Source organism: Kitasatospora sp. NPDC057512 (genome assembly GCF_042802135.1).
In the GTDB taxonomy this organism is placed as follows: domain Bacteria; phylum Actinomycetota; class Actinomycetes; order Streptomycetales; family Streptomycetaceae; genus Kitasatospora.
In genome coordinates, this window is record NZ_JBHVET010000074.1 from 1 (window position 1) to 18,528 (window position 18,528).

The following is an 18,528-nucleotide window of genomic DNA, read 5'->3' on the forward strand; positions in this document are numbered from 1 at the left end:
GATCACGACCGCCTTGGAGGTGGGGGTGTTGCTGATGTCGGCGGTGGAGTCCAGCGGCACCAGGACGTTGGTCTCGGGGTAGTAGGCCGCCGCGCCGCCGCGGGCGACGGGGTAGTGGACGACCCGGAAGTGCGGGGCGCGGCGCTCCACGCCGTCGCTCCACTCGCCGACCAGGTCGACGTACCCGCCGTCGGTCAGCCCGAGCTCCTCGGCGTCGGCGGGGTTGACCAGGACCACCCGGCGGCCGCCCTTGATGCCGCGGTAGCGGTCGTCGAGGCCGTAGATCGTGGTGTTGTACTGGTCGTGCGAGCGCAGGGTCTGGAGCAGCAGCCGGCCCGGCGGGACCTCGGGGGCGGTCAGCGGGTTGACGGAGAAGTTGGCCTTCCCGGTCGCGGTCGGGAAGGTGCGGGTGTCCCGGGGGCCGTGCGGCAGGGTGAAGCCGCCGGGGCGGCGGACCTTCTCGTTGTAGTCCTCGAAGCCCGGGACGACGCGGGCGATCCGGTCCCGCAGGGTGTCGTAGTCGGTGGCGAAGTCCTCCCACGGCACGGTGTCCCGCGGGCCGAGCACGGTGCGGGCGAGCCGGCAGACGATCGCGGTCTCGGAGAGCAGGCCGGGGCCGGGCGGGCGCAGGCCGCCGCGCGAGGCGTGCACCTGGCCCATCGAGTCCTCGACGCTGACGAACTGGGCGCCGCGCGCGGTGACGTCCCGGTCGGTGCGGCCCAGGGTGGGCAGGATCAGGGCGCGGGCGCCGGTGACCACGTGCGAGCGGTTGAGCTTGGTGGAGACGTGGACGGTCAGCCGGCAGTTGCGCATCGCGGCCTCGGTGACCTCGGTGTCCGGGGTGGCCGCGACGAAGTTGCCGCCCATCGCGAAGAAGACCTTGACCCGGCCGTCGCGCATCGCGCGGATGGTGTCCACCGAGTCGAGGCCGTGCTCGCGCGGCGGCTCGAAGCCGAACTCCTTGCCCAGCGCGTCCAGGAAGGCGTCACTGGGGCGCTCGAAGATGCCCATCGTCCGGTCGCCCTGGACGTTGCTGTGCCCGCGCACCGGGCAGACCCCGGCGCCGGGGCGGCCGACGTTGCCGCGCAGCAGCAGGAAGTTGACCACCTCGCGGATGGTCGGCACGGCGTGCTTGTGCTGGGTGAGGCCCATCGCCCAGCAGACGATGATCTTCTCGGACTTCAGCACCAGTCGGCCGAGCTCCTCGATCTGCTCCCAGGGCAGGCCGGTCGCGGCGAGCACCTCGGCGCGGTCGGTCCGCCGCGCCTGGGCCTCGAACTCCTCGAAGCCGTAGCAGTGTTCGGCGACGAAGTCGCGGTCGACGCCGTCCTGCTCCAGGACGATCCGGTTCAGCGCGCGGAACAGCGCGAGGTCCCCGCCGAGGCGGATCTGCAGGAAGAGGTCGGTCAGCTTGGTGCCGTGGCCGACCAGGCCGCGCGCGTGCTGCGGGTTCTTGAACCGCTCCAGGCCGGCCTCCGGCAGCGGGTTGACGCTGACGATCGTGGCGCCCGCCCGCTTGGCGCGCTCCAGCGCGGAGAGCATCCGGGGGTGGTTGGTGCCCGGGTTCTGGCCGGCCACGATGATCAGGTCGGCCTGGTAGAGGTCCTTGAGGCTGACGCTGCCCTTGCCGACGCCGAGCGTCTCGGTGAGCGCCGAGCCGGAGGACTCGTGGCACATGTTGGAGCAGTCCGGCAGGTTGTTGGTGCCGAGCCGGCGGGCGAACAGCTGGTACGCGAAGGCGGCCTCGTTGCTGGTCCGGCCGGAGGTGTAGAAGGCGGCGCCGTCCGGGGTGTCCAGGGCCTTCAGCTCCTCGGCGACCAGCGCGAAGGCGTCGTCCCAGGAGACCGGTGTGTAGTGGGTGGCGCCCTCGTCGAGCAGCATCGGCTGGGTGAGCCGGCCCTGCTGGCCCAGCCAGTAGCCGGAGCGCTCGGCCAGGTCGGCGACCGGGTGGGCGGCGAAGAACTCGGCGCGGATGCGGCGCTCGGTGGCCTCCTCGGCGACGGCCTTGGCGCCGTTCTCGCAGAACTCGGCGGTGTGCGGCTTGTCCGGCTCCGGCCAGGCGCAGCCGGGGCAGTCGAAGCCGTCCTGCTGGTTGACCTTGAGCAGGGTGGCCAGGGTGCGGCGGGCGCCCATCTGCTCGGCGGCCATCCGCAGGCTGTGGCCGACGGCGGGCAGCCCGGCGGCGGCGTGCTGGGGCGCGGACACCTCGGGGGCGTCCTGCGCCGGGTCGCTCTGCGGGGCCTGCTTGGCCATGGCCGCTCTCCTCGGGCTCTGCTGGTGCGTACCGCCGCCTTCGTGCGGGGGTTCGATTCCATCCTTCCACCTGGCCGGGGGCCGGGGGAGGGGGTGGGCGGGGAGGGGCGACGGCGGGGGGAAGGGCGGCGGCCGGCGTCGGTAGAGTCTGGGCGTCATGGCGGGAGGGGGAGGGCGCGTGCGAGTCGGGGACGTCCTGGACGGCCGGTACGAGCTGGTGGAGAAGCTCGGGCAGGGCGGGTTCGGGGTGGTGTGGCGGGCCGAGGACACCCGGATGGGGCGGCCGGTGGCGGTCAAGGTCATCGGGCACCACGGCGGCGACCGGGCGAAGGCCGCGCTGCGGTTCGTCCGGGAGGCCGGCGCGGCCGGCAACCTCTCGCACCCGCACATCGTCACGGTGCACGACCTCGGGCAGTGCGAGCTCGGCGGCGAGGAGGTCACCTACCTGGTGATGGAGCTGCTCACCGGCCGCACCCTCACCGAGGTGCTGGAGGCGGGGGTGCCCGAGCCCGGGCTCAGCCTGCGCTGGGGGCGGCAGATCGGCGGCGCGCTGGCGGCCGCGCACGACGCGGGCATGGTGCACCGGGACATCAAGCCGGACAACGTGATGATCACCGACGCCGGGCACCTGAAGGTGCTGGACTTCGGCATCGCCCAGCTGGACACCGGCGCGGGCGGGCTGACCACCACCGGGACGATCGTCGGCAGCCCGGCGTACATGGCGCCCGAGCGGTGGACCGGCGGCCGGGTGGACGGGCGGGCCGACCTGTACGCGCTGGGCTGCGTCCTGGTCGAACTCTTCACCGGGGCACGGCCGTTCGGCGGGGACTCGACGCCGGTGCTGATGTACCAGCACCTCAACGAGGTGCCCGCGCCGCTGGACCCGGCCGAGTTCGGGCTGCCGCCGCAGGTGGCCGGGCTGGTCGCGGAGCTGCTGGCGAAGGACCCGGCGGACCGGCCGGCCGACGCCCGTACGGTCGAGCGGCGGCTCGCCGAGCTGGCCGGGTGGGCGGGCGGCCGGGCGGGTGCGTCGGCGCCGGTGCCGACGGTGGTGGAGCGTCCGGCGCCGGTGGTGCCGCCTCCGCCGAGCGCCCCGCCGGTCGTCCCCGCGCCCGCCGTGCCGCCCGCTGCTCCCGCTCCGGTCGCGCCGCCGGCCGTCCCCCCGCCCGCCGTGCCGCCCGCCGCCCCGTCGGTGCTGTCGCCGCTGACCACGCCGCCGGTGACGGCCGCGCCGCCCTCCGAGGCCGTACGGGCCGGGCTGCGCGAGCGCCGGTCGGCCGCGTACCGGGCGGCGACGGCCGGCGAGTCGGCGATGCTCCTCCAGACCGTCGCCCAGGAGTGCGTGACCGTGCTCGGCGCGAGCGACCGGGACACCCTGTGCACCTGGCGGGACTTCGCCTGGTACCTCAGTCGGACCGGGGACCTGAACGGCGCGATCCGACTGCTGACCGCCCTGGTGGGCGACATGCGCTCGGCGCTCGGCCCGCTCGACCCGGACACCCTCGGCGCCCGCTACCACCTGGTCTGGTGCGTCGGCGAGAGCGGTGCGCCGATCACCACGATCCGGCTGATGCACGAGCTGCTGCCCGACCTGCACGCCGCCTGGGGCCCGTACGACCCCCGGGTCCTGAAGGCCCGGCACGACCTCGCGCTGCACCAGGCCAACCGGGGTGACCCGCAGGGCGCGGTGATCCAGCTGCACGGGCTGCTGCCGGACCTCGTCCGGGTGCTGGGCGAGCAGCACCCGAGCACCGTGCAGGCCTGGCAGGACCTGGCCGGCTACCAGCGGCAGCTGGCCGAGGCCGGCCGCAAGGGGCCGGGGCCACGCCGCCGGACGCCGCGGATGAGCCCGATGGAGGCGCTGGTGCTGGTGCGGCGGCTGCGGGTGTGGGACTTCGCCACCGACGAGCAGGCCCGGGCCTGCATGGATGCGCTGGACCGGGGGATCGGCCTGAAGGGCGTCGCGGACGTGGTGTTCGACGCGCCGGACCACGTCTCGGACGAGGACCTGGTGGAGGAGATCTTCGGAGCCTGAGCCCCGCCGCCACGGCGCTCGGGTCGCCGGTGCCGCCGCCGCGGCGCTCGGGTCACCGGTGCCGCCGCCGCGGCGCTCAGCCCACCGTCGTCGTCACGGTGCGCACGCCGCCAGCGCCGGGGCGGCCGCCGGGAGCGCGGCCAGGGCATGGAGGAGAGCGCGGGCGGCGGCGTCGTTCTGCCGGAAGCCGGGGGCGTCGGTGCGGGGGCGGGCGAAGGCGGCGGCCGCGCGCAGGCTGGTGTGCGGGCCGAGGGCGGTGCGGCGCGGGTGCGGGGCGCCGCCGAGGGCCGGGTCCAGCAGCCGGCTGTCGGCGGCGGCGATGGTGACCAGGCCGGAGCGGTGGGTGTAGTCCGGGTCGGTGACCACCTCCTCGACGATCCGTCCGGTGCGGTGGAGTTCGCCCAGCACCGGGTCCAGGGTGCGGGCCAGCGCGTGCCTGGGCAGGTACGCCTCGACCAGGGCCGTCGCGGTGACGTGGTGGCCGGGCACGGTGGCGCCGGAGGCCCGCCAGGTGCCGCTCGCCTCGTCCCGTTCGATCCGTACGTCCGCGCCGAGGAAGCGCACCACCCCGGCCTCGGAGAGGGCGAGCAGCTGGCGCAGCCGGAACCCGGGCGGGCCGGAGGCGAGGAAGCTGAAGTAGCCGAAGAACCACTCGTCCACCTCCTCGGCGAGGGAGCGGGCGGTGAGCCGGCCGCTGGCGACGACCCGGGGGAGCCGGCCGAACAGCGAGAGCAGGGCGAGGAAGGCGCCGAGGTCGGCGCTGTGCGCGGGGTCGGCGCGGCGGTCGGCGTCGGCGGTGACGTACCCGCGCAGGTGCGCCTGGAGCTCCTCGTCGGTGCCGAGTTCGAGCCCGGCCAGCGGGTGGTCGAGCCGTTCGAAGTCGATCCGGTCGGCCGGGTCGGGGACGGCCTCGGCGACCAGGGCGGCGAGTTCGGGGGAGTACCAGCCGTGCCGGTCGTAGCGGGCGAGGAACTCCGGCCAGGGCAGGGCGGTGCGCCCGGGGTGGGCGTGGAACAGCTCGTGGTAGTGCCCGAAGGCGATCTCCTTGGCCATCAACGGCCAGAAGTCGCGCCGCAGTTCGAGCTGTCCGCCGGTGGCGAGCACGGCGTCCACGGCGGCCTCGTCGAAGTACCGGGGGAGCGGGGCGGGCGGCCCCTGGAGGCGGTAGCCGGTCTTGGAGTGGTACGGGACGCCGCGCCGGGAGCCGAGGTGGAGCACCGGTTCGCGGCCGGAGGGGAGGTAGCGCAGCGCGGGCCCGTCCCCGGTGGGCTCGAAGCGGCCGCCGCGGCCCTCGGTGAGCAGGGCGACCAGGTCCACCGAGGCGAGGCCGAGGCCGCGCAGCACCACCTGCTCGCCGGGGGCGAGGGCGGCCAGGTCGTCGGCCGCGTCGGCGGAGTAGGCGGGCGGGAGGTGGAAGCGGCCGTGCCGGGCGGCGAACCGGGCGTCGGCGGCGTGGCGCGGGTGCGGGACGGAGTCGAGGTGGCCGAGGGTGAGCACGACGTGGTCGGCGGCGAGCGTCCGGTTGCCGAGGTGGACGGTCTGCGGGCCGTCGGCCGGGCCCTCGATGCGGTGGACGGTGTCGCGGTGGACGGTGACCGTGACGTGCGCCGGCAGTTCGGCGACGGCGCGGCGGAACACCCAGTCCAGGTAGGCGCTCTGGGCCCGGCGGGTGGGGAAGTCGGTGGGGGCGAGGGTGCGCAGCTCGGCCCGGACGGCCGGGTCGGCGACCTCCCGGTAGGGCGCGAACTCCTCCTGCCGGGGCGCCCATTCGGCGAGCGAGGGGCCGGGGCGGACGGGTCCTTCGAGGGTGGAGCGCTCGTCGGTGAACATGGTGACGTCCTCGGCCATCGAGTTCATCCGCAGCAGCGGGGACTGGTCGTGGCGCCAGATCCGGCCCGCGCCCGGCGGGTACGGGTCGACCAGGTGGATCGCCAACGGCCGGTCGGCGGGCAGGAGTTCGGCGGCGTTGGCGGCGATCCGCTCCAACAGCCCGGTGCCGCGCGGGCCGGCGCCGACGATGACCAGTGCCGTCATGCCTTCACCACCCTGACGAAGGCCGCGCGGGCCCGCTGCAGCGGGGTGGGCGGCAGGCCGTCGCGGGTGGCGCCCCGGGCGAAGTGCCGCTCCACGTAGTACTGGCCGATGGACAGCAGGGTGGTGACCACCAGGTACCAGATGGTGGCGACCATCAGCATCGGGATGACCCGGTACGACTGGAGGTAGACCAGCTGCACCGAGTAGAGCAGGTCGGAGACGGCCAGCACGCTGACGATGCTGGTGCCCTTGAGCGCGCCGATCAGCATGTTCCCGGCGGTCGGCACGATCGCCCGCATCGCCTGCGGCACCACGATCCGGCGCAGCACCCGCCACCGGCCGAGCCCGAGCGCGGCCGCCGCCTCCAGCTGGCCGCGGTCCACCGAGAGGATGCCGCCGCGGATCACCTCGGCGGCGTACGCGGTCTCCAGCAGGGTGAGGCCGATGACGGCGGTGAGGGTGGGGCCCATCAGGTTGACGGTCTTGACCGTGACGAACTCGGGGCCGAACGGGATGCCCAGGCCGAGGGTCGGGTAGAGCGCGCCGATGTTGAAGAAGAACAGCAGCTGCACCAGCGGCGGGGTGGAGCGGAACACCCAGATGTAGCCCCAAGCGAGCGTGCGCAGCACCGGGTTGGCGGACAGCCGCATGGTGGCGAGGACGGTGCCGAGCACGAAGCCGAGGGCGAGGGTGGCGGCGGTCAGCCAGAGGGTCAGGGCGAGGCCGTCGAGTACGGACCGGGCGGTGAACCAGTCGGCGACCACGCTCCACTGGAAGGCCTTGTTGCGGACCACCGAGTTGACCGCCATCGCGGCCAGCAGCAGGGCGACGGCGGCCGCGGCCCACTGGCCGGGCTTGCGGCGGGCGACGATCCGGGCCTCGGCGGCGGGCGGCGCGTCGGGGCGGTCGAGGAGGGCGGGGGCGGGCAGGACGTCCTGCGGGGTGGCCATGGCGGCGGCTCCTGGGCGGAGTGCGGGCGGGGAGAGGTACGGCGGTGGTCACGTACGGGGGCGCGGCCCGTGTCCCTCAACACGGCCGGCGCATGGCACTGCACTCCGCGTCGATCGTACGCACGCGCGATCGACGGCTGTCAAGGGTGGTCGGGGGTGCCGGACGGCTTCGTCGAAGCGCGTCGAAAAAGCGACAGGAGATCGCAACAGTGCGGCAATGATGGATGGTTGACGTACCGATCGGCCGACTGTTCAACTTGGGACCATGTACGCCGAGCAGCCCCTGGTCACCCGCGACCACATCGACTTCGGTCGGGTGTGGTCCGCGGCGTGTCGCGGCTGACCCGGCAGCGGGCCGCCCGTCCGGCCTGATCCCCCGGCGGGGAGAGCCCTCCCTCGGACCGCCCCGTCGCGGCCGGATCCGTCGTCGACGACCGGCGACGCGTCAGGCCCCCGCTGCCGCCGATGACCCCGCACTGCGCTCCGGCCCTCCCGTCGTCCGGTACCTCCGCTCCCGCACCCCTCTCACCGTCACCCGCTCGACGGCCGCCCCGCCGCGGCCGCCTCCGGTGCTGCCCACCCGCAGCCCACCGGACCTCCACCCACCCCGAAAGGTTCCGCCATGCCCGTCGAATTCCTCGGCATCGCCGCCACCGGCGACGGTTCGGAGACCACCGCCCGCACCACCGCCGCCTTCGACCGCGACTACACCCTGCGGCTGGCCCGGGCGCACGAGGACCACGGCTGGGACCGGGTGCTCTTCGCGTACGGGGCCGGCGCCCCCGAGCCGGCGGCCGCGGCGGCCTTCCTCGCCTCGCACCTGGACCGCCTCCAGATCCTGCTGGCGCACCGGCCGAACGTCTCCTACCCGACCTTCGCGGCCAAGACCTTCGCGACGCTCGACCGGATCAGCGACGGCCGGCTGACCGTCCACTTCATCACCGGCGGCAACGACCACGAGCAGCAGCGCGAGGGCGACTTCCTGACCAAGGACCAGCGCTACGAGCGCACCCGCGAGTACATCGGCATCGTCAAGAAGGCCTGGACCAGCCGGGAGCCCTTCGACCACGAGGGCCCGCACTACCGCTTCAACGACTTCGTCTCGGACGTCTTCCCCGTGCAGCAGCCGCGCCCCGGGGTCTCCTTCGGCGGCTCCTCGGACGCGGCCTACGCGGCCGGCGGCGCCGAGGCGGACGTCTACTGCCTCTGGGGCGAGCCGCTGGCCCGCACCGCCGAGCAGATCGAGCGGGTGAAGGAGGCGGCCCGGGCCGCCGGGCGCACCGACGTGCCGCGGATCCAGGTGGCGTTCCGGCCGATCATCGCGCCGACCGAGGAGCTGGCCTGGGAGAAGGCGCACCGGACGGTGGCCGCGATCCGGGCCCGCCGGGGCGCCGACCGGCCGGGGACCACCCCCGAAAACGCCGGTTCCCAGCGGCTGATCGAGATCGCCGAGGCCGGCGAGCGCTACGACCGCGCGCTGTGGACCCCGACCGCCGCGGCCACCGGCGGGGCGGGCAACTCCAACGCGCTGGTCGGCACCCCGGAGACGGTCGCCCAGGCGCTGCTCGACTACTACGACCTCGGCGTGGACATCCTCTCCGCGCGCGGCTACCACCTGCTGGACGACGCGATCGACTTCGGCCGGTACGTCATCCCGATCGTCCGCGAGGAGGTCGCCAAGCGGGACGCCGCCAGGGCCGCCCGGGCCGAGCGGGCCGAGCGCGACCGCCACCAGCTGATCGCGGCGCAGGCGTGAGCGCGGCCGGCGGGTGGGAGTTCCGCAGGGCGTCCGTCGACGATCCGCTGGTCGAGCCGCTGCTGCGCGAACTCACCCACGAGTACGTCACCCGGTACGGCCCCGAGGCGCACCGGGAGATGACCCGCTACCCGGGCGAGGCCTTCGCCGAGCCGCACGGCGTGCTGCTGCTCCTGCTGGAGGACGGCGAACCGGTGGCCGGCGGCGCGTACAAGCGCTACGACGAGCGCACCGCCGAGGTGAAGCGGATGTGGACGCACTCCGCGCACCGCCGCCGGGGCCTGGCCCGCCGGGTGCTGGCCGAGCTGGAGCGGACGGCGGCCGCGGCCGGCTACACCCGGTTCTACCTCACCACCGGGCCGCGCCAGCCCGAGGCCAGGAACCTCTACCTGGCGGCCGGCTACACCCCGCTGTTCGACGTCTCGGCCGATCCGCTGACCATCGGCCCGCTCCCCTTCGAGAAGCAACTGCCGGTCCTCGGACCGCAGTCGCCCGTTCTGGCCCCCACTCCCTGAAAGGCCCCCCGTGAGAACCAGCACCGTCCGCCGCCGCCTGCTCGCGACCGCCGCCCTGCTGCCGGTCCTGGCCCTGGCCGCCTGCGGCTCGGACCCGAAGATCGCGGGTGCGGCGGCGGGCGGTCCGTCCGCCGCCGCCACCGAGGACCTCGTCTCCGGCCTCAGGACGTCGGAGGCCGCCGCCGCGCTGCTGCCCGAGGACGTCCGCGCGGCCGGCACGATCAGGTTCGGCTCGGCCTTCGGCGCGCCGCCCAGCGCCTTCTACACCGACCAGGCCGACCGGAAGCCCGCCGGGATCGACGTGGACTTCGCCGACGCGGTGGCCAGGCTGCTCGGCCTGACCGTGCAGCGCGAGCAGGCCGCCTTCGAGACCATCCTGCCCGCCCTGGACAGCGGGAAGTACGACGTCGGCACCGGCAACTTCGGGGTCACCGCGGCCCGGCTGAAGACCATCGACTTCGTCACCTACATCGACGACGGCCAGGGCTTCGCGGTGAAGAAGGACAACACCGCGATCCAGCCGGTCACCGACCTGGTCCAGCTCTGCGGACTGACCATCGGCACCGGCGCCGGCACCACCTTCGAGACCACCCTCAACAGCCGGAAGAGCGTCTGCACCGACGCCGGGAAGAAGCCGTACGAGGTCAAGGCGTTCAGCGAGAGCGGCGCCCTGCTGACCAGCCTCCAGCAGGGCCGGGTGGACATCGAGATGTCCACCATCAACGGCCTGCGCCACCAGGTGGCGCAGGAGGCCTCCGGGACCCGCTTCCTCAACGAGTTCCACCGCCTCGACGTCGGCTTCGCCCTGAAGAAGGGCTCGAAGCTCGCCCCGGCCCTCCAGGCGGCGGTCAACCAGCTGATCAAGGACGGGACGTACGAGCGGATCCTGCGCAAGTGGGGGGTCGCCGAGTCGGCGATCAAGGAGTCGCAGATCAGCCCGCCCGAGCACGCCTGAGCGCCGGCCCGAGCGAAGGAGACCCCCGATGACCGCCACCACCGCCACCACGGCCGACACCGCCACCGCCGGCACCGGGACCCCCGCGGCCCCGCCCGGCCCGGCCCCGGCCGCCGCCCTCGACCTCGACCGGCTGGCCGGCCTGCGCACCGTCCCCGCCCGGCACCCCTGGCGCTGGGCCGCCGGGATCGCCGCGCTGGTCGTGCTCGCCCAGTTCGCCCACGGCCTGGCCACCAACCCCGGCTGGGACTGGGCCACCTTCCGGCTCTACTTCACCGCCGACACCATCCTCCGGGCGATCGGACGGACCCTCGAACTCACCGCCTACGGCACGGTGCTGGGCTTCCTGCTGGGCACCGTGGTGGCCGCGATGCGGCTGTCCCGCAGCGCGATCCTGCGCTCCATCGCCTGGGCCTACGTGTGGGTGTTCCGCTCGATCCCGCTGATCGTCCAGCTGGTGTTCTGGTTCAACCTCTCCTACCTGTACAAGCGGTTCGGGGTCGGCATCCCGTTCGGCCCGACCTTCGGCGACGTCGAGACGGCCGGGGTGCTCAGCGCGCTCGGCGCGGCGGTGCTCGGCCTCGGGCTGCACCAGGCCGCGTTCGCCGCCGAGATCATCCGCGGCGGCATCATCGCGGTGGACGCCGGCCAGCGGGAGGCCGCCGCCGCGCTCGGCATCCCGCGCTGGCGGCAGGGCTGGCGGATCGTGCTGCCGCAGGCCATGCGCGGCATCCTGCCGGCCGCCGCCAACGAGGTGATCTCGCTGCTCAAGGGCACCTCGGTGGTCTACGTGATGGCCATCGGCGAGCTCTTCTACCAGGCCCAGGTGATCTACGGCCGTACGGGCCGGGTGGTGCCGCTGCTGATGGTCGCCACCGTCTGGTACGTGCTGCTGACCACCGTGCTCTCGGTCGGCCAGTACTACGTCGAGCGCCACTTCGCCCGCGGCGCGCAGCGCACCCCGCCGCCCACCCCGTGGCAGCGCGTCCGGGCCCTCGCCCGGAGCCTGCCGGACCGCACCCGGCCCGCCGCCGCCCGTACCCCCGGAGGACAGTCGTGACCACCCTGACGAAGCCCGACCCGAGCCCGGCCGCCCCGACCCCGGCCGCCCCGATGGTGCAGGTCCGCGGCCTGCACAAGAGCTTCGGCCGGCTGGAGGTGCTGCGCGGGGTCGACCTGGACGTCCCGGCCGGCTCGGTGACCGTGGTGCTCGGCCCGTCCGGCTCCGGCAAGTCCACCCTGCTGCGCGCGATCAACCACCTGGAGAAGCTGGACCGCGGCCACGTCGCCATCGACGGCGAGCTGATCGGCTACCGGCGCTCCGGCGACCGGCTGTACGAGCTCAAGGAGCGCGAGGTGCTGCGCCAGCGCACCGGCATCGGCTTCGTGTTCCAGAACTTCAACCTGTTCCCGCACCTCACCGTGCTGGAGAACCTGGTCGAGGCGCCGGTCTCCGCGCTGCGTCGTCCCAGGGCCGAGGCCAGGGCGACGGCGCTGGCGCTGCTGGAGCGGGTCGGGCTGGCCGACAAGGCCGCCGCCTACCCCCGGCAGCTGTCCGGCGGGCAGCAGCAGCGGGTGGCGATCGCCCGGGCGCTGGCGCTGGAGCCGAAGGTGCTGCTGTTCGACGAGCCGACCTCGGCGCTCGACCCGGAGCTGGTCGGCGAGGTGCTGGACGTCATCAAGGACCTGGCCCGCAGCGGCACCACGATGATCGTGGTCACCCACGAGATCGGCTTCGCCCGCGAGGTCGCCGACACCGTGGTCTTCATGGACGGCGGCGTGGTGGTCGAGCAGGGCCCGCCCGCCGAGGTCCTGGACCGGCCGCGGCACGAGCGCACCCGGGCCTTCCTGGCCAAGGTCCTCTGACCCTCCCTTTCCCCAACCCCCCTTCACCGAGCAGGAGTTCCGCCATGTCCCTACCCCGTCGCGCCCTCGTGACCGCCGCCGCCGCGCTCACCGCCGCCCTCGCCCTGGCCGGCTGCGGCAGCGGCGCCACGGGCGCGGCCGGGGAGCTCGCCCCGGGCAAGGGCAGCACCGCGCCGGACGGCACGGTGGTGAACCTGTCGCCGAACCAGCAACGGGTCACCACGCCCAAGGTCGACGCGATCGCCGCGCTGGTCCCGGAGGAGATCAGACGGAAGGGGACGCTGACCGTCGTCGACTCCATCGGCACCACCCCGCCGCTGGACTTCTACGCCGACGACGACAAGACCATCATCGGCGTCGAACCGGACCTCGCCACCCTGATCGGCAACGTGCTCGGCCTCAAGGTCGAGTTCAACCCGGTCTCCTGGGAGAACATCTTCGTCGGCCTGGACAGCGGCAAGTACGACGTGGGCCTGTCCAACATCACCGTCACCGAGGCGCGCAAGGAGAAATACGACTTCGCCACCTACCGGCTGGACGTCCTGGGCTTCGAGGCGAAGAAGGGCGGCGGCCTCAAGGTCACCGGCCCCAAGGACCTCGCGGGCAAGGCGGTCGGCGTCGCCACCGGCACCAACCAGGAGAAGCTGCTGGTCTCCTGGAGCGAGGAGAACGTCAGGAACGGCCTCAAGCCGATCGACATCAAGTACTTCCAGGGCACCGAGTACTACCTGGCGCTCTCCTCCGGCCGGATCGAGGTCTACACCGGCCCCAACCCCAGCCTGGCCTTCCACGCCGTGCAGACCGGCGAGACCGAGGTCGTCGGCACCTACTCGGGCGGCGGCGCGGACGTCCTCGGCAAGATCGCGGCGACCACCCGGAAGGACAACGGCCTGGTCAAGGCGTTGAACGGGGCGATCGACGAGGTGATCAGGAACGGTACGTACGGGCAGGTGCTCAAGCGCTGGGGCCTGGACAACGAGGCCGTGAAGAGCTCCGAGATTAACCCGCCCGGGCTGCCCAAGCCGTAGGGCCTGTCGTCGAACTCGCGTCTGCGGGGCGGCGACAGGCCCTGGCCGTGGGAGGTCGGCCCGGCTCGTTCACCCGTTCGTTCCCGCCCGCCGCTATGGTGACCCCTCCGACCCCTCCGGCGGCGAACGCCGAGCGGGCGCGGTCGGGTTGGGGGAGGGAATGGAGAAGGGCGAGGTGCTCGGCGGCCGCTTCCGGCTGGAGCAGGAGCTGGGCCGGGGCGGCTTCGGCGTGGTCTGGCGGGCGACCGACACGACCATCGACCGGGCGGTCGCGGTCAAGGTGCTGCTCGCCGAGCACGCCACCGACCGGGAGGCGGTCAGCCGGTTCGTCCGCGAGGCCCGGACGGCCGGCGGCCTCAACAACCCGCACATCGTCACCGTGTACGACTACGGGTGGACCGAGTCCGGCTCCGGGAAGATCCCGTACCTGGTGATGGAGCTGGTCCGCGGCCGGGCGCTGTCCGAGGTGCTCAAGGACGGCCGGCCGGACCACAAGCAGGGGCTGCGCTGGATGCGGCACGTGTGCAAGGCGCTGGACGCCGCGCACCGCTCGGGGATCGTCCACCGGGACATCAAGCCCGAGAACGTGATGATCGTGGAGGACGGGGAGCGGGCCAAGGTCCTGGACTTCGGCATCGCCCGACTGGTCACCCAGACCGTCCGGCTCACCTCCACCGGCAACGTGGTCGGCACCGTCCCGTACCTGGCGCCCGAGTGCTGGTCCGGCGGCCCGGTGGACGGCCGGGCCGACCTCTACGCGCTCGGCGTCATGCTGTACGAGGTCTGCACCGGCGCCCGCCCGTTCCGGGCCGCCTCGGCCGCCGAGTACATGTACAAGCACCTGGAGGAGGTCCCGCCCCGGGTGCGCGGCAAGGACCCGGCCCTGGCCGGGCTGGTCGCCGAACTGCTCGCCAAGCGGCCCGGACAGCGGCCGGCCGGCGCCGCCGAGGTGCTGGAGCGGCTGCGCGCCATCCGACCCGGGATGCTGCGCCCGGACGACCCCAGCCCGGAGCAGCTGCGCCGGCGGGCCGACCGGGCCTGGCGGCACGGGGAGGCCGGTGAGGCCGCGGAGGCGGTGGAGATCCTCACCGCGCTCGTCCCCGACTTCGCCCGGATCTGCGGCCCGGAGGACCCGCGCACCCTGCGCACCTGCCACGACCTGGCCCTCTGGCTGGCCCGGGACGGCAGCCCGGGCGCCGCCGCCGCCCTGCTGGACGAGCTGGCCCAGGTGCCCGGCGCCACCCCGGAGGCCCGGGCGGACGCGCGGCGCGACCTCGCGCACTGGCAGCGGGAGGCCGCCCGGCTCGGCCCGGGTCGGCCGCGGGCCGTCTCCCTGGGGGCGCTGCTCGGCGGCGGCGCGCAGGGCGGCTGAGCCGTTCCGTGCGGACGGCCCGCGGGGTGTCAACCGTGCGGGCCGCCGAGCCGGGGACGCGGCCGGAGCGCGAACCGGGAGGATTTCGCCCACCGGGACGGTCTGGTCCGCCGCCCCGGCGCGTTGGTATACCTCGTTGCCGGACTCGGGAGCGGCCTCCGCGCCGCCCCGGTGAGCTGCGACGAAAGGCTGGTGACGGATCGATGAAGCTCCTGCGCGTCGGACCCGCGGGCGCCGAGCGCCCGATCGTCCTGGGCGAGGACGGCACCGCGTACGACCTCTCGGGGCGGACCCGCGACCTCGACGGGGCCTTCCTGGCCGGGCTGGACCCGGCCGCCCTGGCCCGGGACGCGGCCGCCGGCGTCCTGCCGGTGCTGGACCTCGACGGCCTGCGGGTGGGCGCACCGGTGCCCCGGCCGGGCAAGGTGGTCGGCATCGGGCTCAACTACCGCGACCACGCGGCCGAGGCCGGGGCCGCGATCCCGGCCGAGCCGGTGGTCTTCCTCAAGCCGGGCTCCACCGTGGTCGGCCCGTACGACGAGGTGCTGGTGCCGCGCGGCGGCGAGAAGACCGACTACGAGGCCGAGCTGGCGGTCGTGATCGGCCGCACCGCCCGCTACCTGGACTCGCACGCCGAGGCGGCCGGGGTGATCGCCGGGTACACGATCGCCAACGACGTCACCGAGCGGGCCTTCCAGTTCGAGCGCGGCGGCCAGTGGGACAAGGGCAAGTCGGCGGAGACCTTCACCCCGCTCGGGCCCTGGCTGGTCACCCCCGACGAGGTGGCCGACCCGCAGGCGCTGACCCTGCGGCTGTGGGTCAACGGCGAGCGGCGGCAGCACGGCAGCACCGCGGAGATGATCTTCCCGGTGCTCGAACTGGTCCGCTACGCGAGCCGGTTCATGGTGCTGGAGCCCGGCGACGTGGTCATCACCGGCACTCCGGCGGGGGTCACCCTGGGCCGCCCCGGCACGCCGTACCTCGCCCCGGGCGACGTGGTCGAGATCGAGATCGACGGGCTCGGCCGCCAGCGCCAGGTGCTCGGCAAGGCGTAGTCACGCGGGCCGCCCCGACCCTTGGCACGGGGGTCGGGAGGGGCGCCGGCACCGCTCGGGTGCGGCCGCGCCGGCTAGGAGGCGCCGCCCAGCACCGCCCGCAGCCGCTCCGCCCGCTCCGGCCGCGGCCCCTCCAGCGCCAGCATCCCGGCCAGCACCTCGGCCGTCTGCGGGTCGTGCAGCGCCGTCGCCGCCGCCATCGCCGTGAACTGGTCCACCAGCCAGTCGCGCAGCTCCGCCACCGGCAGCGCGCGCCCCTCGTCCAGCCAGCTCAGCGACGCGCCCTCGACCACCGCGATCCACGAGCGCACCAGCAGCGTCAGCCGCGGCCCGGCCTCCCGCACGCCCAGGTGGCGCAGCGTCCGGCGCAGCGCCTCCCGCCGGACGTCGTCCACGATCGCCGAGGTGCGGGCCGTCTCCACCACCGAACCGCCGCGCAGCAGCGCCGAGTAGCCCGCGTCGTGCTCGGCCACGAAGGCGAAGTAGCCGTCCAGCACCGCCGACAGCTGCTCGGACGGCTTCCCGCTGAGCGGCACCGCGAAGCGGCCGGCCAGCTCGTCCGCCGCGGTGCGCAGCGCGGCCTCGTACAACTGCTGCTTGCCGCCCGCGAAGTAGCGGTACACCAGCGGGCGGGAGGCCCCGGCGGCCTCGGCGACGTCGTCCAGGCCCACCTCCTCGGGCGGCCGGGAGGCGAACAGCTCCAGGGCGACCGCGATCAGCTGCTCGCGCCGCTGCTGGACCGGCAGCCGCCGGTAGCCGGTGCGGCGCGGGCGCGGCTCGGGTGCGGCCGGGGCGGGGCTGGCGTCCATGGCGGCCAAGCGTAATGGTCGCCGGACGGATCGGGTCCGGTCGCGCCGAACGGATTTTCGCAGGCGAACCCGGCTCGCAAAGGGGTTGCAAAGCCGCCGCGCCACGAAATGATGTCCGAATGCGTGAAGAACTGATCACCGCCGACGGCGCCACCCCTCGCCGCATCGCCGACGACCACGTCCGCGAACTGGCCGAGCTCGACCCGCTGACCGCGGTGTACCTCGGCCTCAACCTTGACGACGACCGGCTGCCCGACCTCTCCCCGGCCGGTCCCGAGGCCGTCGCCGACCTCGCCCGCCGCACCCTGGCGAAGCTCGACGAGGCCGAGCGGGCCGGCGCCGCCGAGGACGAGGCGGAGCGCCGTTGCGCCCGGCTGCTGCGCGAGCGGCTGACCGCCGAACTCGCCGTCCACGAGGCGGGGGAGAGCTTCCGCTCGCTGCGCAACCTGGGCTCCCCGGTGCACGACGTGCGGGAGTCCTTCACCCTGATGGGCACCGACACCGAGGCCGAGTGGCAGGTGATCGGCCGCCGGATGGCGAGGCTCCCGGAGGCGTTCGCGCAGTACCGGCGGACGCTGGCGGAGGGCGTCGAGCGCGGCCTGCTGTCCGGCCCGCGCCAGGTGGCCACGGTGCTCGGGCAGTTCGCCGAGTGGCTGGGCGAGGACGCGCCCGCCGCCGAGCGGGTGCCCGGCGCCTGGTTCGGCACCTTCGTCCAGGGTGCGCCGGAGGGCCTGCACCCCGAGCTGTCGAAGCACGCGGTGGCCGCCGCCGAGGCGCTGGCGGAGCTGCGCGACTGGCTGCGCGACGTGTACGGCCCGGCCGCGGCCGGCGCCCCGGACACCGCGGGCCGGGAGCGCTACGTCCGCTGGGTGCGCTACTGGACCGGTGCCGACCTGGACCTGGACGAGGCCTACGCCTGGGCCTGGAGCGAGTTCCACGACCTGCTGGCGCAGATGGAGACCGAGGCCGAGAAGGTCCTGCCGGGCGCGGGCCCGCTGGCCGCGATGCGCTGGCTGGAGTCGGACGGCCCGGCGATCGAGGGCGCCGAGGCCGCCCGGGAGTACCTCCAGGGCCTGATGGACCAGGCCGTCCGGGACCTCCAGGGCACCCACTTCGACCTGGCCGAGCCGGTCACCCGGGTCGAGTCGAGGATCGCCCCGGCCGGCAGCGCCGCCGCGCCGTACTACACCGCGCCCTCGCTGGACTTCAGCCGCCCCGGGCGGACCTGGCTGCCGCTGGTCGGCCGGGACCGCTTCCCGGTCTGGGACCTGGTCTCCACCTGGTACCACGAGGGCGTCCCGGGCCACCACCTCCAGCTCGCGCAGTGGAACTACGTCGCCGACCGGCTCTCCACCTACCAGGTGAGTCTCGGCGGGGTGAGCGCCAACCTGGAGGGCTGGGCGCTGTACGCCGAGCGCCTGATGGACGAGCTCGGCTACCTCACCGACCCGGGCCACCGCCTGGGCTACCTCAACGCGCAGATGATGCGCGCGCTGCGGGTGATCGTCGACATCGGCATGCACGTGGGCCTGGACTTCCCGGCGGACTCCCCGTACCGGCCGGGCGAGCCGGTCGCCCCGGAGCACGCCCGGGAGTTCTTCGGCCTGTACTGCGGCCTGTCCGCCGACTTCCTGGACAGCGAGCTGGTCCGCTACCTGGGCCTGCCCGGCCAGGCGATCGGCTACAAGCTCGGCGAGCGCGCCTGGCTGCGCGGACGGGCGGCGGCGAAGGCGGCGCACGAGGCGCGCGGCGAGGAGTTCGACCTCAAGGCCTGGCACATGGCGGCGCTCTCGCAGGGCTCGCTGGGGCTGGACGACCTGGTCGAGGAGCTCTCGGCGCTCTGAGCCACGACGCGGCGCAAGCCGTGGAACCAGGCCGCCGGGCCTCGGGCCGTCGTCCC

Annotated in this window: 14 protein-coding genes; 10 read left to right on the forward strand and 4 right to left on the reverse strand. The window is 74.5% G+C overall.

From position 1 onward, the window contains the following. Nucleotides 1-2,253 (reverse strand): FdhF/YdeP family oxidoreductase (locus ACFU6K_RS08015; RefSeq protein WP_380661571.1); only part of this gene is annotated, 2,253 nt, incomplete at its 3' end. A gap of 178 nt (nucleotides 2,254-2,431) precedes the next feature. On the opposite strand from ACFU6K_RS08015, the gene ACFU6K_RS08020 reads away from it, so the two are divergent. Continuing rightward, nucleotides 2,432-4,288 (forward strand): protein kinase, encoded by a 1,857-nt coding sequence (locus ACFU6K_RS08020; RefSeq protein ID WP_380661573.1) that lies wholly within the window; start codon nucleotides 2,432-2,434, stop codon nucleotides 4,286-4,288. 93 nt (nucleotides 4,289-4,381) lie between these two features. On the opposite strand, the gene ACFU6K_RS08025 is transcribed toward ACFU6K_RS08020, so the two are convergent. Then, complete coding sequence (locus tag ACFU6K_RS08025; RefSeq protein WP_380661574.1) at nucleotides 4,382-6,322, reverse strand: FAD/NAD(P)-binding protein; 1,941 nt, start codon at nucleotides 6,320-6,322, stop codon at nucleotides 4,382-4,384. After that, nucleotides 6,319-7,272, reverse strand: coding sequence for an amino acid ABC transporter permease (locus tag ACFU6K_RS08030; RefSeq protein ID WP_380661576.1), 954 nt, complete (start codon nucleotides 7,270-7,272; stop codon nucleotides 6,319-6,321). Before ACFU6K_RS08030 ends, ACFU6K_RS08025 begins: the two co-directional genes overlap by 4 nt. 622 nt (nucleotides 7,273-7,894) lie before the next feature. Here ACFU6K_RS08030 and ACFU6K_RS08035 point away from each other — a divergent pair. The 8 genes from ACFU6K_RS08035 (at nucleotide 7,895) to ACFU6K_RS08070 (ending at nucleotide 15,819) form a co-directional block, all read left to right on the forward strand. After that, entirely contained in the window at nucleotides 7,895-9,028 is a 1,134-nt protein-coding gene (locus ACFU6K_RS08035) for an LLM class flavin-dependent oxidoreductase (RefSeq protein ID WP_380661577.1), read from the forward strand. Continuing rightward, nucleotides 9,025-9,543: a GNAT family N-acetyltransferase gene (locus tag ACFU6K_RS08040; RefSeq protein WP_380661578.1), complete on the forward strand. Its 519-nt coding sequence runs from the start codon at nucleotides 9,025-9,027 to the stop codon at nucleotides 9,541-9,543. The genes ACFU6K_RS08035 and ACFU6K_RS08040 overlap by 4 nt, the downstream gene beginning before the upstream one ends. Before the next feature lie 10 nt (nucleotides 9,544-9,553). Then, nucleotides 9,554-10,498: an ABC transporter substrate-binding protein gene (locus ACFU6K_RS08045; RefSeq protein ID WP_380661580.1), complete on the forward strand. Its 945-nt coding sequence runs from the start codon at nucleotides 9,554-9,556 to the stop codon at nucleotides 10,496-10,498. Nucleotides 10,499-10,526: 28 nt separating this feature from the next. Further along, nucleotides 10,527-11,558, forward strand: a complete 1,032-nt coding sequence (locus tag ACFU6K_RS08050; RefSeq protein ID WP_380661582.1) for an amino acid ABC transporter permease — start codon at nucleotides 10,527-10,529, stop codon at nucleotides 11,556-11,558. A 53-nt stretch (nucleotides 11,559-11,611) separates the two neighbouring features. Further along, nucleotides 11,612-12,364 carry an amino acid ABC transporter ATP-binding protein gene (locus ACFU6K_RS08055; RefSeq protein ID WP_049655467.1) on the forward strand — a complete coding sequence of 251 codons (753 nt, stop codon included), beginning with the start codon at nucleotides 11,612-11,614 and terminating at the stop codon, nucleotides 12,362-12,364. A gap of 44 nt (nucleotides 12,365-12,408) precedes the next feature. Beyond that, nucleotides 12,409-13,392, forward strand: a complete 984-nt coding sequence (locus ACFU6K_RS08060) for an ABC transporter substrate-binding protein (protein ID WP_380661584.1) — start codon at nucleotides 12,409-12,411, stop codon at nucleotides 13,390-13,392. Between the two features lie 160 nt (nucleotides 13,393-13,552). Further along, nucleotides 13,553-14,764: a serine/threonine-protein kinase gene (locus ACFU6K_RS08065; RefSeq protein ID WP_380661585.1), complete on the forward strand. Its 1,212-nt coding sequence runs from the start codon at nucleotides 13,553-13,555 to the stop codon at nucleotides 14,762-14,764. 203 nt (nucleotides 14,765-14,967) lie between these two features. After that, the gene (locus ACFU6K_RS08070) at nucleotides 14,968-15,819 is read left to right on the forward strand and encodes a fumarylacetoacetate hydrolase family protein (protein WP_380661588.1); all 852 of its coding nucleotides are present in this window, start codon (nucleotides 14,968-14,970) and stop codon (nucleotides 15,817-15,819) included. A 74-nt stretch (nucleotides 15,820-15,893) separates the two neighbouring features. Here ACFU6K_RS08070 and ACFU6K_RS08075 read toward each other — a convergent pair whose 3' ends face one another. Next, nucleotides 15,894-16,628 carry a TetR/AcrR family transcriptional regulator gene (locus ACFU6K_RS08075; RefSeq protein WP_380661590.1) on the reverse strand — a complete coding sequence of 245 codons (735 nt, stop codon included), beginning with the start codon at nucleotides 16,626-16,628 and terminating at the stop codon, nucleotides 15,894-15,896. 119 nt (nucleotides 16,629-16,747) lie between these two features. On the opposite strand from ACFU6K_RS08075, the gene ACFU6K_RS08080 reads away from it, so the two are divergent. Then, on the forward strand, nucleotides 16,748-18,472 hold the full coding sequence (locus ACFU6K_RS08080) for a DUF885 domain-containing protein (protein WP_380661591.1): 1,725 nt from the start codon (nucleotides 16,748-16,750) through the stop codon (nucleotides 18,470-18,472). Nucleotides 18,473-18,528: the final 56 nt, after the last annotated feature.